Genomic DNA, 13,295 nt, shown 5'->3' with positions numbered 1-13,295 from the left:
TCTCCCTCCCCTCCCCCCCCCCCCCCCCCCCCCCGCACCCCCCCCCCCCCCCCCCCCCCCCCCCCCCCCCCCCCCCCCCCCCCCCCCCCCCCCGGCGTTCGAGGGCGGTTACTCCTGCTTCTTGCGGCGGGTGCCGAAGACGATCTCGTCCCAGCTCGGGACCGCCGCGCGGCGGCCGGGGCGGACGCCGTCGGCCTCCGCCTGCCGGTCGGTGGTGCCCGTCAGGCGGTCGCGGTGGCCGGCCACCGTCCGCGGCATGAGGACGTCCGCGTACGCACTGCCCGCGCCCGCGGAGGCGGCCGGGGGCTCCTCGGCCTCCGCCTCCTCGGCCGGGGGTTCCTCGCGCTCGGGGACCACGAGGTCCCCGCGGAAGCTCGGCACCGCCTCCAGCAGGCTGGTCAGCGTGTCCCGCTCCTCTTCCGGCTCCGGTGCGGGCGCCACGGGGCGCTCCGGCCGGTCGAGGGTGCGGTCGAGCGGCCGGTCCCGGGGCAGCCGGGCGATCCTCGGCACGAACGGGTAGCTCGGCTCCGGGGCGGTCGGCAGGTCGTCGGCCTCGCCGATCAGGGCGCGGGCCTCGTCGTCCACGGCCACGACCAGTCGGCGCGGCGGGTCGTAGGTCCAGCTCGCCGAGTGGGTCTCGTTCACGACCCGGTAGACCAGCAGGACCTCCCAGGTGCCGTCGTCGCGGCGCCAGGAGTCCCACTGGACGGAGTCCTTGTCGACCCCCCGCAGCAGCAGTCGTTCCTGTACGGCCTCGCCGAGCTGGGGTCCGGTGTTCTCACCGGGGCGGCGGACGGGGGTCTTGCGGGCCCGCTCCGCCATGAACGCGCGCTCGGCGAGCACCGGGCCCTCGAAGCGGCGTACGCGGTCGACGGGGATGCCGGCGAGCTGAGCGACCTCCTCCGCGGAGGCGCCGGCCCGTATGCGCGCCTGGATGTCGCGGGGGCGGAGGTGGCTCTCCACCTCGATCTCGATCTGGTTCAGGCGCGCGCGGTCGTTGCGCACGGCAGCCCGAAGCCGCTCGTCGATCGGAAGCGTGTACTCCGTGCTGTCCGCAGCCTTGAGCACCAGTCGTGTGCCGTCATTCGAGACGGCCACGACACGCAGTTCGGGCATGGGGACCTCCCGGGTGGTGCCTGCCGACGTCACGTGCGTCGCTGCTTCCGCTAGTCGAGTGTGGCCTGCCCGGGTGCAGCCTGCCACAACCTTGCCGAGTTCAACCGGCGTGTCGGGCATGCGCCCTTGATCGCCGTTATGGCACGGTTACCTGTTGGGTACGCACAGTGACCAGATGGTTACTGTGCGCAGCAGGCGCCCGTGCAATGCCGCGGCATCACCGGTCCGAGTGCCGCTCTCTCCGTCAACCGGCCCCCTCTCCTGGGTCCGGACAGCCGAAAGGAAGGACGACCCCAGGCGTCGCCACAGTACTCCATTCGGGCCACCGCGGTGGACCGCCGCGCCGCCGAACTTGCGGGTGTCGGCGGCTGTTGGGCTGCCCGGATCGCGTCCGACCTGCAATCGTGCCCGATTTCAGGTGCCTTGGTGCACAGAATCCGCAGAAACGGAGTCATCCGCTTCGCTCGGCAGTCGTGTGACTGCCGGGAGCGACGGGGTGCGAGAGCCCAAGAGTGGTGGGACACACACCGGGTGACGGCGAGACAGGACCGGACGGGCGGGACCCCGTTCCGACCCGGCCCGCCACCGGGCCGCCCCCACCGGCCCGGCCCGACCCCGCGCGACTCGCGCCGCGCGGTGTCGGACCCGGTCCCGCGGCGGGGCTCAGTCGCCCAGCACCCGCCTCAGGTAGTCGTTGCCGAAGAGCCGGTCCGGGTCCAGCCGGTCCCGCAGCGCGGTGAACTCGCCGAACCTCGGGTAGGCCTCCGCGAAGTAGGCGGCGTCCCGCGTGTGCACCTTGCCCCAGTGCGGTCGCCCGCCGTACGCGGTGAAGATGCGCTCGGCGGCGGTGAAGTAGGCCTGGTACGGGGTGCCCTTGTACATGTGCACGGCGATGTACGCGGTCTCCCGCCCCGAGGCCGTGGACAGCGCGATGTCGTCCGCCGGGGCGGTGCGCACCTCCACGGGGAAGCTGATGCGCAGCCGGGAGCGGTCGACCATCGCCTTGAGCTCCCGCAGCGCCTCGACGGCGCGCTCGCGCGGAAGGGCGTACTCCATCTCCACGAACCGCACCCGGCGCGGGCTGGTGAACACCTTGTACGGAATGTCGGTGTAGCTGCGCGCGGACAGGGCGCGGCTGGCGAGACGGGCGATGCCGGGGATGGCGGCGGGGACCGCGCGGCCCAGGGAGTTGACGGCCTGGAAGACGCCGTTGGACAGCAGCTCGTCCTCGACCCAGCCGCTCACCGGCCCGAGCGGGGCGGCGGGGCCCTGGCTGCGGTTGTTGCGCTTGGTGTTGCAGTTGCCGGTGTGGGGGAACCAGTAGAACTCGAAGTGCTCGTTCTCCGCGAAGTGCTCCTCGAACTCCGCGGTCACCCGGTCGAAGCGCATCGGCTCCTCGCGGGCGTTCAGGAAGAACAGCGGCTCGACGCCGAAGGTGATCGCGGTGACGACGCCCAGCGCTCCGAGGCCGATCCGGGCGGCCGCGAAGACGTCGGGGCTCTCCTTCTCCGAGCAGGTCAGCAGCCGGCCGTCGGCGGTGACCAGCTCCAGACCGCGGATCTGGGCGGCGATGGAGGCCGAGTCGCGGCCGGTGCCGTGGGTGCCGGTGCTGGTCGCGCCCGAGACCGTCTGCTCCATGATGTCGCCCATGTTGGTGAGCGACAGGCCCTCGGCGGCGAGGGCCCGGTTGAGGTCCTTCAGGGCCGTACCGGCCGCCACCGTCACGGTGCCGGCGGCCCGGTCGACGCCGAGGACCCCGGTGAGGGCCTGGGGGCGCAGGAGCACCCCGTCGGTGGCGGCGGCCGCGGTGAAGGAGTGGCCGCTGCCGACCGCCTTCACCCGAAGCCCGTCCTCGCCGGCCCGGCGCACGGCCTCCTGGACCTCCTCGACCGAAGCCGGGGCCACCACCCGCGCCGGTGCGGCGGTGACGTTGCCCGCCCAGTTACGCCACGCTGCCGGATTCGGCGGTGTGCCCGGTGCCCCCGGCTGCTTCCGTCCTGCTGTGACCGTCCCCATCGTCAGCTGGCTCCTCCCCTTGCGCCGACCTCGTCAGCCGGCGGTAACCCGCGAACGCGACCGCCGCCGCGGCGACCCCCGCCGAGATGGAGACGACGTACCCGGACTTCGCACCGGCGGCGTCGATGACCCAGCCGGCCACGGAGGACCCGAGCGCGACACCGACCGCGAGGCCGGTACTGATCCAGGTCATGCCCTCGGTCAGCTTCGCGCGTGGTACGTGCGCCTCGATCAGGGCCATCGTGGTGATCATCGTGGGAGCGATCGCGAGGCCCGAGACGAAGAGCGCCACGGCCAAGAACGGCAGGTTCCCGGCCAGTAGGAGGGGGATCATACTCACGGCCATCGCACACACGCCCAGTACCCAACGGCGTTCGGCCTTCCCCTTCAGGTGGAGGAGGCCGAAGACGATGCCCGCGATGCAGGAGCCGGCCGCCCAGATCGCGAGGATGAAGCTGGCCGCGGACTTGTGGCCCTGCTCCTCGGCGAAGGCCAGGGTGACGACGTCGATGGAGCCGAAGATCGCACCGGTCGCGACGAACGTGGCCACCAGCACCTGCAGGCCGGGGGAGGACAGCGCGGAGCTGCGGCGGTCGGCGGCGGGGTCGCGCGGGTGCGGGGGCGGCTCGGTGGCGCGCTGCGCCGTCAGCCACCAGACGCCCACCAGCAGGCAGAGCGCGGCGACCAGCGGGCCCGCCTCGGGGAACCAGGTGGTCGACAGCCCGATGGCGAGGATCGGGCCGAAGATGAAGCAGATCTCGTCGACGACGGACTCGAAGGAGTACGCCGTGTGCAGCTCGCGCGGCCGGTCGCGGTAGAGCGCGGTCCAGCGGGCGCGGATCATCGAGCCGACGCTCGGTACGCAGCCCGCCAGCGCCGAGAAGACGAAGAGGGTCCAGTCCGGGAGCCCGTTCGCCGCGGACAGCAGCAGTCCGGCGACCGCGGCGAGCGCGATCAGGGTCGCCGGGCGGAGCACCCGCCGCTGGCCGTACTGGTCCACGAGGCGGGAGACCTGCGGGCCGACGACGGCGGCCGACAGGGCGAGGGTCGCGGTGAGCGCACCGGCCAGCGCGTAGCGGCCGGTGATCTCGGAGATCATGGTGAGGATGCCGACGCCGACCATCGACAGCGGCATCCGGCCTATGAGGCCGGCAGCGCTGAACCCCCTGGTGCCGGGGGCGGCGAAGATGGCGCGGTAGGGACTGGGCAAGGTGCCCTCCGTAAGGGACGTCTCTGGCCCATACAGGTTACGTGTGCCGACAGGCGCCCGCACGGGGATGATCCAGACAGGAAGTTAGGTTTACCTTACCTGCGGTCGGCGGGGGTGGAGCCCGGCGGGCCCCGTTCCCCGCGCGAGGGGCCGGGTGGCAGGATTCGAGGCATGTCAGACCAGCTCCGTGCCGCCGCCTCGCCCCCGGCCCAAGGCCCTGCCGGCCCCTACGACGCCCTCCTGCTGCTCTCCTTCGGCGGCCCCGAGGGCCCCGACGACGTCGTCCCCTTCCTGGAGAACGTCACGCGCGGGCGCGGGATCCCGCGCGAGCGGCTCAAGGAGGTCGGGCAGCACTACTTCGGCTTCGGCGGGGTCAGCCCGATCAACGCGCAGAACCGCGAGCTGCTGGACGCGCTGCGCAAGGACTTCGCCGAGAACGGGCTGGACCTGCCCGTCTACTGGGGCAACCGGAACTGGGCGCCGTACCTCACCGACGTGATGCGGGAGATGGCCGCCGACGGCCGCCGCCGCATCGCGGTACTGGCGACCAGCGCCTACGCCTCGTACTCGGGCTGCCGCCAGTACCGGGAGAACCTCGCCGACGCGCTGGCCACCCTGGAGCAGGAGGGCGTGGCCGAGCTGCCGCGGGTCGACAAGCTGCGGCACTACTTCAACCACCCCGGCTTCGTACGGCCGATGATCGACGGGGTGCTGGCGGCACTGGAGTCGCTGCCGCAGGAGGTACGGGCCGGCGCCCACCTGGCCTTCACCACGCACTCGATCCCGACCGCCGCCGCGGACGCCTCCGGCCCGACCGGGGAGCACACCGCGGACGGCGCGGGCGGGGCGTACGTCCGGCAGCACCTGGACGTCGCCGAGGTGATCGCGGACGCGGTGCGCGCCGAGACGGGGGCGGCGCTGCCCTGGGAGCTCGTCTACCAGTCGCGCAGCGGCGCCCCGCACATCCCCTGGCTGGAGCCGGACGTCTGCGACCACCTGGAGGCGCTCCACGGGGCCGGCGCCCCGGCCGTGGTGATGGTGCCGATCGGCTTCGTCTCGGACCACATGGAGGTCCTGTACGACCTCGACACCGAGGCCCTGGCCAAGGCCGCCGAGCTGGGGCTGCCGGCGGTGCGCTCGGCGACCGTCGGGGCCGACCCGCGCTTCGCTGCGGCGGTCCGGGAGCTGCTGCTGGAGCGGGCCGCGGTCGAGCGGGGCGAGCCGGTGGAGCGGTGCGCACTCGGGCTGCTCGGACCGAGCCACGACCTGTGCCCGGTCGGCTGCTGCCCGGCGCGCTCCGCCCGGCCGGCGGCCGCGGGGGCCGACAGCCCGTACGCGTGAGGGGGAGCGGACCGTGACATCCGAGACGCACGAGGGGCCCGGGGCCCCGGACGGGCTGGCGGCCGAGCTGCTGGAGGTGGCCCTGGAGGCCGCCGGGGCCGCCGGCGCGCTGCTGCGGGACGGCAGACCGGCCGATCTGGCGGTGGCCGCGACCAAGAGCAGCCCCATCGACGTGGTGACCGAGATGGACCTCGCCGCGGAGAAGCTGATCACCGGGGTCCTGGAGCGGCGGCGGCCGCACGACGCGCTCCTGGGCGAGGAGGGCGCCGACCGGGCGGGCACCAGCGGGGTGCGCTGGATCGTGGACCCGCTGGACGGCACCGTCAACTACCTGTACGGCCTCCCCTCCTGGAGCGTGTCCGTCGCGGCCGAGTACGAGGGGGAGACCCTGGTCGGCGTCGTGGCGGCGCCGATGCGCGGAGAGACCTTCCGCGCCGTGCTCGGCGGCGGCGCCTGGCTGGGTGGGACCCGGCTCGCCTGCCGGGCGGCCGCGCCGCTGGACCAGGCCCTGGTGGCCACCGGGTTCGCCTACCTCCAGCCCCGCAGGGCGCAGCAGGCGGAGGTCGCCCGACAGGTGGTCCCGCAGGTGCGCGACATCCGGCGGGGCGGGTCGGCGGCCATCGACCTGTGCGACGTGGCCGCGGGGCGGTTGGACGCGTACTACGAGCGCGGGCTGAACCCCTGGGACCTGGCGGCGGGGGTGCTGATCGCCCGCGAGGCGGGGGCGCTGACCGGCGGCCGCCCGGGGCGGCCCGCCTCCGGCGAGCTGGCGCTCGCGGGCACCCCGGCCGTGTTCGAGGCGCTGCAGCCGCTGCTGGAGGCGGCCGGGGCCTGGCACGACTGACGGCGCGGAGTCCTCGGCGACCGGGGGCCGGCCCCGCCCCCGGTCGTGGCCCGGACGTCCTCCGGTCCTGGCCCGGACGTGCAGGGACCCCGACCGCCTGGAGGGCGGCCGGGGTCCGGGGGTGGGTGGGGGAGGATCAGCAGGCGGAGACAGGCACTCCGTGTTCTGCGGCGAGGCGCTGGAGATCCTCCAGTTCGGCCTGTTCCACGTCCACGAGGTGGTGGTCGCCCGTCTCACGGGCGTGTTGGAGGTCGGACTGCGTGGTCCTGATGCGCTGCAGGAGACCTGCGGTGAATGCGTCCATGGTGGGTTCGCCCCCTCTTCATGGGTCGGCGGCGGCACGCGGCAGTCCGCCGTCAGGGAGTGGTCGGGGTGTGCTGACGTCCTCCCCGGCACCCTGGGCCCAGAAACCTCGCAAGCCCAGGGAATCCACACTTCCGCCCCGGATCGGCCCCCGTGTGGCGCCTTACAGCCGGTTTACGGCCGAAACGGGCAGGATGGTCGGCGCAATACACGTGTGCCCTGAGGGCTCGGAGGAAGGAAACGACGTGCGCGTACTCGTCGTCGAGGACGAGCAGCTGCTCGCCGATGCGGTGGCCACCGGACTGCGCCGCGAGGCCATGGCCGTGGACGTCGTGTACGACGGCGCCGCGGCCCTGGAGCGCGTCGAGGTCAACGACTACGACGTCGTCGTGCTGGACCGGGACCTCCCGCTCGTGCACGGCGACGACGTCTGCCGGAAGATCGTCGAGCTGGGCATGCCCACGCGGGTGCTGATGCTGACCGCGTCGGGGGACGTGAGCGACCGGGTGGAGGGCCTGGAGCTCGGCGCCGACGACTACCTGCCCAAGCCCTTCGCGTTCACCGAGCTGATCGCCCGCGTGCGCGCCCTCGGCCGGCGTACGACCGTCGCGCTGCCGCCGGTGCTGGAGCGGGCCGGGATCCGGCTCGACCCGAACCGGCGCGAGGTGTTCCGCGAGGGCCGTGAGGTGCAGCTGGCGCCCAAGGAGTTCGCGGTGCTGGAGGTCCTCATGCGGAGCGAGGGGACCGTCGTGTCCGCCGAGCAGCTGCTGGAGAAGGCGTGGGACGAGAACACCGATCCGTTCACGAACGTGGTCCGGGTCACGGTCATGACCCTGCGCCGCAAGCTCGGGGAGCCGCCGGTCATCGTGACGGTGCCCGGTTCCGGATACCGGATCTGACGCGGGTGGCACCCACCCCGGCGCCGCCGTCCGCGCCCCCGAAACCGACCTGGGACCCCGGCCAGCCCGAGGGTCCCTTCCCTTGGCTGCGTCCCACCATCCGCATACGCCTCACGCTGCTCTACGGCGGCATGTTCCTGATCGCCGGGATCCTGCTGCTGTCGATCATCTACCTGCTGGCCGCGCAGGCACTGCGGGAGGGCAACGCCCTGCCGTTCAAGATCGTAAGCGTCAGCGGGCAGAAGATCGTCGTCTCCAGCCCGACCTGTCCCGGGGTGGGCGGCGAGCAGCCCTTCGACCAGTTCTACGCCGCGATCCAGTCGTGCATGCTCGAACAGCGCCGGCACGCGCTGGACGACCTGCTCAGCCGGTCGCTGATGGCCCTGCTGGGCCTGAGCATCATCGCCTTCGCCTTCGGCTACGCGATGGCCGGCCGGGTGCTCTCCCCGCTGGGCAAGATCACCCGTACCGCCCGCCGCGTCGTGGGCTCCGACCTGACCCGGCGGATCGAGCTGGACGGGCCGGACGACGAGCTCAAGGAGCTCGCCGACACCTTCGACGAGATGCTCGACCGCCTGGAGCGGGCCTTCACCGCCCAGCAGCGGTTCGTCGCCAACGCCTCGCACGAGCTGCGCACCCCCTTGGCGATCAACCGGACGCTGCTGGAGGTGCACCTGTCCGATCCGGGGGCGCCCGTGGAGCTGCAGCAGCTGGGCAAGACCCTGCTCGCGACCAACGAGCGCAGCGAGCAGCTGGTCGAGGGCCTGCTGCTGCTCGCCCGCAGCGAGAACCAGATCGTCGAGCGCAAGCCCGTGGACCTGGCCGAGGTCGCCTCGCGTGCCATCGACCAGGCCCGGGCGGAGGCCGCGGCGAAGGGCGTGGAGCTCCGGGGCGAGCGCGCCGCGGCCGTGGTGCAGGGCAACGGCGTGCTCCTGGAGCGGATCGCGCTCAACCTGGTGCAGAACGCCGTCCGGTACAACGTGCCGGAGGGCGGCTGGGTGGAGGTCACCACCGAGGTCGCCCAGCACGGCCAGGCGGTCCTCGTGGTGTCGAACACCGGTCCGGTGGTTCCCGCGTACGAGGTGGACAACCTCTTCGAGCCCTTCAGGCGGCTGCGTACGGAGCGAACGGGGAGCGACAAGGGTGTGGGCCTCGGCCTGTCCATCGCGCGCTCCGTGGCGCGCGCACACGGCGGGCGGATCGCGGCCACCCCGAGGGAGGGCGGAGGTCTCGTGATGCGTGTCACGTTGCCCCTCTGAGTCCCCGAATCCTTGTTCGCCTACAGCTGAATAGCTGCTCTTTGAACAAGTTGAATTCTGTGTGATCGGTCACATGGTCGAGTGTGGGGTCATGTGCGTTCAGTGGCCCAAAGAAGGCGCGGAAGACCCGGAAAGTCCGGCAAGTCCGGGTTTCCGGCCCCCCGCCCGGCGGAAAATACACCGGGTGGCCTTTGTGCAAGGCGGTCTGCGGACCGTGTACGGTCCCGGTCGTCATCCCAGCCGGTCGCCCCTTCAGGCGCGCGGCTGGGTGTCGATTGAGTAACAGACCTTGATGTGAGGCAAAATCTCCGCCTCAGGTCGGGCACAAGTCCGGCCTCTCGCGCGTTACGTGCGCTGAGACACCGCTAAATCCCAGAGGGGGAGAGCGAAACATGGCAACGGACTACGACACCCCACGCAAGACCGACGAAGACGTCGACAACGACAGCATCGAAGAGCTGAAGGCCCGGCGGAACGACAAGTCGGCCTCCAGCGTCGACATCGACGACTTCGACGCGGTGGAGGGCATGGAGCTCCCCGGAGCAGACCTCTCCAACGAGGAGCTGGCCGTCCGGGTGCTGCCCAAGCAGGCCGACGAGTTCACCTGCATGAGCTGCTTCCTGGTGCACCACCGCAGCCAGCTGGCGCGCGAGAAGAACGGTCAGCCGATCTGCCGCGACTGCGACTGAGAGGCGTCGGCCGTGACCGGCTCGACACCCTTCCGCAGGCTTCGCCTCCGGAAGTCCGCTGATCCGGCGGTGACACCGGCGGGAGCCACCGACCCGGAAACGGGCCCAGGAGCTCCCGGCGTGCCCGCCGTGCGCTCCGACACCGCCGCGGTGGTCCCGGCGGCCGCGGAGTCCGGCGAAGGGAACCGGCAGCGGGCCGGGGCCCGTCGGCTGCAGGCCGTGAAGAGCGGTGTGCGCAAGGGCGGCGAAGGCGCCAGGGCCGCCGCCCTGTACATCGCGGACCGCATCATCGAGACCGCCCCGCGCATCCCGGTCCGGGACCTCGCGACCCTGCGGGCCCAGTTCCCGGGCCTCGGCCCCGACCAGCTGGCCGACAAGCTGATCGCCGGCGCCGCGAACGGCACGTCCACGGTGGGCGCGGGCATCGGTGCTGCGGCCATGCTGCCCGTGCCGCCCGCCATGCCGGTGGAGCTGGCCACGGAGATCACCGGCGTCGCCGCCATAGAGCTCAAGCTCGTCGCCGAGCTGCACGAGGTCTACGGCCTGCGACCGCCCGGCAACGTCAAGGACCGCAGCGTCGCGTACCTGACCGCCTGGACCGAGGAGCGCGGCGTCGACCTCATGAGGCCGTCGACGCTGAACTCCGTCCTCGGCGGCCAGATGAAGCGCGAACTGCGCCAGCAGATCATGAAGCGGATGATCCGCAGCCTGCCGAACCTGATGCCGTTCATGGTGGGTGCGGCCGTCGGCGCGGTCATGAACCGCCGCGACACCCGCAGACTCGCCGAGAAGGTCCGTGCGGACCTGCGGACCCGGGCCGTGCCCTGGCACGCCCTGCCACCGCTTCCGCCGCTCCAGCTGCCCGCCCAGCGCCACCCCGAGGCCCCCGGCGATCCCGGGCCCGCCCTCGAAGGACCGCAGAGCGGGCACCAGGGCTGACACCGGCCCCGGCCCGGGAGCCCCGGCGCGCCGGGGCTGTCCGGCCTGCTGCGGTCAGCTGCCGGTCCCGCTGAGGGTCAGCCGCCGGCCGGGGCAGCGGCCTTGGCCGCCCGGACCGCCGCGGCCAAGGCCTCGGGCTCCCGGGTGGAGAGGTACACGTACGGCGTCGGGTCGGCCGGGTCCGTCACCGGGATCCGCACCGCCGTCGGGACGTAGCTGCGCATCAGCATGAACGCGCGGGTGTCCGCCTTGTACGTCCGCCAGGCGCGCGCCTCCTCCGCGTCCAGCACCTCCGGCTCGCCCAGGGCCGACACCGGGATCCGCGCGTCGCCGGCGGCCAGCGACCCGTTCACCACGCGCACCCGCGCGGAGCCGTACGAACTCACCAGCAGTCCCGCCAGCGCCACGCCGCCGATGAGCCCGGCCAGCAGAGGCAGGGTGCCCAGCGGCAGCAGCATCAGGGCGCCGGCCAGCCCGGTGAGGGCGGCGATGCCCCACCAGGCGCGGGGGGCGGTCAGGCGTTCGTCGTGGTGTGCGGGGGAGAGCTGCATGTCCTCAAGCCTGCCACGAGGCGACCGGCGGGTAGTGGCGCGGGTAAGGTCTGCGGCTGTGAGTGGACGAAACACAGCGTTGACGCCCCCGGACGATGCCGTGGCGCCGGTCCGGCACCCCGAGGCCCCGGCACCCGGCGATCTGCTCGGCTCGCACTACGAGCACTGCTTCGGCTGCGGCGGGGACCAGCCGCACGGGCTCCACCTGGAGGCGCGGGCGGGCGACGGCGTGAGCGTCACCGCCGAGTTCACCGTCCGGCCCGCCCACCAGGGCGCCCCCGGCCTCGCGCACGGCGGCGTCCTGGCCACCGCGCTCGACGAGACGCTGGGTTCCCTGAACTGGCTGCTGCGCGTCATCGCGGTGACCGGGCGGCTGGAGACCGACTTCGTGCGGCCGGTGCCGGTCGGCACCGTGCTCCACCTGGCGGCCGAGGTGACCGCCGTCGCCGGCCGCAAGATCTACTGCACCGCGGTCGGCCGGACAGGGGGGCCCGACGGCCCCGTCGCCGTGCGCGCGGACGCGCTCTTCATAGAGGTGAAGGTCGACCACTTCATCGACAACGGTCGGCCCGAGGAGATCCGGGCGGTCATGGCCGACCCGGACCAGGTCAGGCGCGCACGCGCCTTCGAGGTGAACCCCTGATGGCTCAGAACAATCACGGCCCCCGTCACGACGTCGACGTGCTGATCAAGCGCGTCGACCCCGAGGTGCCCCTCCCCGCGTACGGCCACCCCGGCGACGCCGGCTGCGACCTGGTGACCACCGAGGCCGCCGAGCTCGCCCCCGGCGAGCGCACGGTGCTGCCCACCGGGGTCTCGATCGCCCTGCCCGACGGGTACGCGGCCTTCGTGCACCCGCGCTCGGGACTCGCCGCCCGCTGCGGGCTCGCGCTCGTGAATGCCCCGGGGACGGTGGATGCCGGGTACCGTGGGGAGATCAAGGTGATCGTGGTCAATCTCGATCCGCGCGAGAGCGTCCGGTTCGAGCGCTTCGACCGCATTGCCCAGCTGGTTGTCCAGCGGGTCGAGAAGGTGCGCTTCCACGAGGTGGCGGAGCTTCCCGGCTCGGCGCGGGCCGACGGGGGGTTCGGCTCCACCGGAGGCCATGCGGCCGTGGCCGGAAACGGCGCTGGTCAGCAGGGTGGGAATGGCTACGCTTCGGTCGTATCCGACCGGGAAGGACAGTGACGTGTTCGGACGTCGCAAGAAGAACGACTCCGCCAAGGACGGCGGCGCGGCCGAGCAGGTCGTGGACGGCGTGGCTGCCGATGGCCAGGACGGCGAGGAGATCGACGCCGCCCCCCGCAGGGTGAACCTGCCGCCGGCCCCGCGACCCGACGGCCCGTGGGACGTCACCGAGGTGCCCGGTTCTCCGGCGGAGGGCCGGGTCGACCTCGGCGGCATCCTCGTACCGGGTGTCGAGGGCATGGAGCTGCGCGTCGAGGTCGCCGGTGACGCGATCGTCGCCGCGACCGTCGTGCTGGGCGACAGCGCCGTGCAGCTGCAGGCCTTCGCCGCACCCAAGAAGGAAGGCATCTGGGGCGAGGTCCGCGACGAGATCGCGGCCGGCATCGTCCAGCAGGGCGGCCTGATCGACGAGGTCGAGGGCCCGCTCGGCTGGGAGCTGCGCGCCCAGGTGCCCGTCCCGATGCCCGACGGCCAGACCGGCGCCCAGCTGGTCCGCTTCGTCGGCGTCGACGGTCCGCGCTGGTTCCTGCGCGGCGTGATCTCCGGCCAGGGAGCGGTGCGCCCCGAGTCGGCGGGCGTGCTGGAGGCCATCTTCCGGGACACCGTGATCGTCCGCGGCGAGGGCCCGATGGCTCCGCGCGACCCGATCGTGCTGAAGCTGCCGAACGACGCCCAGATGGTGCCGGACGGCGTGCAGACCGAGGACCAGGAAGGCTCCCGCTTCTCCGGCGGCATGGGCCAGCTGGAGCGCGGCCCGGAGATCACCGAGGTCCGCTGACCCTGCGCTGCTGCCGCGGGGGGGGGGGGGGGGGGGGGGGGGGGGGGGAGGGGGCGGGGGGAGGGGGGGGGGGGGGGGGGGGGGGGGGGGAGGGGGAGGGGGGGGGGGGAGGGAGGGGGGGTGGGGGGGGGGGGGAAGAGGGGGGGGGGGAGGAGCTAGGGG

Annotated in this window: 14 protein-coding genes; 9 read left to right on the top strand and 5 right to left on the bottom strand. The window is 73.2% G+C overall.

Annotated elements, in window-relative coordinates; all coding sequences use genetic code 11:
• Window positions 1–108: 108 nt before the first annotated feature.
• From sepH to ACZ4VL_RS32960, 3 genes are all read right to left on the bottom strand, one after another.
• Window positions 109–1,149, bottom strand: coding sequence for a septation protein SepH (sepH, locus tag ACZ4VL_RS32970; RefSeq protein WP_385843901.1), 1,041 nt, complete (start codon window positions 1,147–1,149; stop codon window positions 109–111).
• Window positions 1,150–1,779: 630 nt separating this feature from the next.
• Window positions 1,780–3,132: a D-arabinono-1,4-lactone oxidase gene (locus ACZ4VL_RS32965; RefSeq protein WP_468207425.1), complete on the bottom strand. Its 1,353-nt coding sequence runs from the start codon at window positions 3,130–3,132 to the stop codon at window positions 1,780–1,782.
• Window positions 3,059–4,342 carry an MFS transporter gene (locus tag ACZ4VL_RS32960; protein ID WP_468207422.1) on the bottom strand — a complete coding sequence of 428 codons (1,284 nt, stop codon included), beginning with the start codon at window positions 4,340–4,342 and terminating at the stop codon, window positions 3,059–3,061. The genes ACZ4VL_RS32965 and ACZ4VL_RS32960 overlap by 74 nt, the downstream gene beginning before the upstream one ends.
• A 171-nt stretch (window positions 4,343–4,513) precedes the next feature.
• On the opposite strand from ACZ4VL_RS32960, the gene ACZ4VL_RS32955 reads away from it, so the two are divergent.
• The gene (locus tag ACZ4VL_RS32955; RefSeq protein ID WP_468207419.1) at window positions 4,514–5,683 is read left to right on the top strand and encodes a ferrochelatase; all 1,170 of its coding nucleotides are present in this window, start codon (window positions 4,514–4,516) and stop codon (window positions 5,681–5,683) included.
• A 13-nt stretch (window positions 5,684–5,696) separates the two neighbouring features.
• The gene (locus ACZ4VL_RS32950; RefSeq protein ID WP_468207416.1) at window positions 5,697–6,527 is read left to right on the top strand and encodes an inositol monophosphatase family protein; all 831 of its coding nucleotides are present in this window, start codon (window positions 5,697–5,699) and stop codon (window positions 6,525–6,527) included.
• Between the two features lie 136 nt (window positions 6,528–6,663).
• Here ACZ4VL_RS32950 and ACZ4VL_RS32945 read toward each other — a convergent pair whose 3' ends face one another.
• Entirely contained in the window at window positions 6,664–6,831 is a 168-nt protein-coding gene (locus ACZ4VL_RS32945) for a hypothetical protein (RefSeq protein ID WP_385843885.1), read from the bottom strand.
• A 244-nt stretch (window positions 6,832–7,075) separates the two neighbouring features.
• Here ACZ4VL_RS32945 and ACZ4VL_RS32940 point away from each other — a divergent pair, with 244 nt between their 5' ends.
• From ACZ4VL_RS32940 to ACZ4VL_RS32925, 4 genes are all read left to right on the top strand, one after another.
• Window positions 7,076–7,729 carry a response regulator transcription factor gene (locus ACZ4VL_RS32940; protein ID WP_361093804.1) on the top strand — a complete coding sequence of 218 codons (654 nt, stop codon included), beginning with the start codon at window positions 7,076–7,078 and terminating at the stop codon, window positions 7,727–7,729.
• A gap of 5 nt (window positions 7,730–7,734) precedes the next feature.
• The gene (locus ACZ4VL_RS32935) at window positions 7,735–8,988 is read left to right on the top strand and encodes a sensor histidine kinase (RefSeq protein WP_468207411.1); all 1,254 of its coding nucleotides are present in this window, start codon (window positions 7,735–7,737) and stop codon (window positions 8,986–8,988) included.
• A gap of 392 nt (window positions 8,989–9,380) precedes the next feature.
• Entirely contained in the window at window positions 9,381–9,677 is a 297-nt protein-coding gene (locus tag ACZ4VL_RS32930) for a DUF4193 domain-containing protein (RefSeq protein ID WP_179178219.1), read from the top strand.
• 12 nt (window positions 9,678–9,689) lie between these two features.
• Window positions 9,690–10,616, top strand: a complete 927-nt coding sequence (locus tag ACZ4VL_RS32925) for a hypothetical protein (protein WP_468207408.1) — start codon at window positions 9,690–9,692, stop codon at window positions 10,614–10,616.
• Window positions 10,617–10,693: 77 nt separating this feature from the next.
• On the opposite strand, the gene ACZ4VL_RS32920 is transcribed toward ACZ4VL_RS32925, so the two are convergent.
• A complete protein-coding gene (locus ACZ4VL_RS32920) occupies window positions 10,694–11,167 on the bottom strand; it encodes a DUF3093 domain-containing protein (protein ID WP_361093795.1) in 474 nt (157 codons plus the stop codon).
• A gap of 58 nt (window positions 11,168–11,225) precedes the next feature.
• Between ACZ4VL_RS32920 and ACZ4VL_RS32915 the strand changes: the two genes are divergently transcribed.
• From ACZ4VL_RS32915 to ACZ4VL_RS32905, 3 genes are read left to right on the top strand one after another with little or no spacing between them, the layout of a single operon-like run.
• A complete protein-coding gene (locus ACZ4VL_RS32915) occupies window positions 11,226–11,810 on the top strand; it encodes a PaaI family thioesterase (protein ID WP_468207405.1) in 585 nt (194 codons plus the stop codon).
• Window positions 11,810–12,355: a dUTP diphosphatase gene (dut, locus tag ACZ4VL_RS32910; RefSeq protein WP_468207402.1), complete on the top strand. Its 546-nt coding sequence runs from the start codon at window positions 11,810–11,812 to the stop codon at window positions 12,353–12,355. Before ACZ4VL_RS32915 ends, dut begins: the two co-directional genes overlap by 1 nt.
• 1 nt (window position 12,356) lies before the next feature.
• Window positions 12,357–13,133, top strand: a complete 777-nt coding sequence (locus tag ACZ4VL_RS32905) for a DUF3710 domain-containing protein (protein WP_361093785.1) — start codon at window positions 12,357–12,359, stop codon at window positions 13,131–13,133.
• Window positions 13,134–13,295: the final 162 nt, after the last annotated feature.

It is taken from the genome of Streptomyces sp. NPDC029014 (assembly GCF_055564695.1).
Note: the sequence above shows the minus strand (reverse complement) of the source record. Positions and strands in the feature narration are given on the sequence as shown.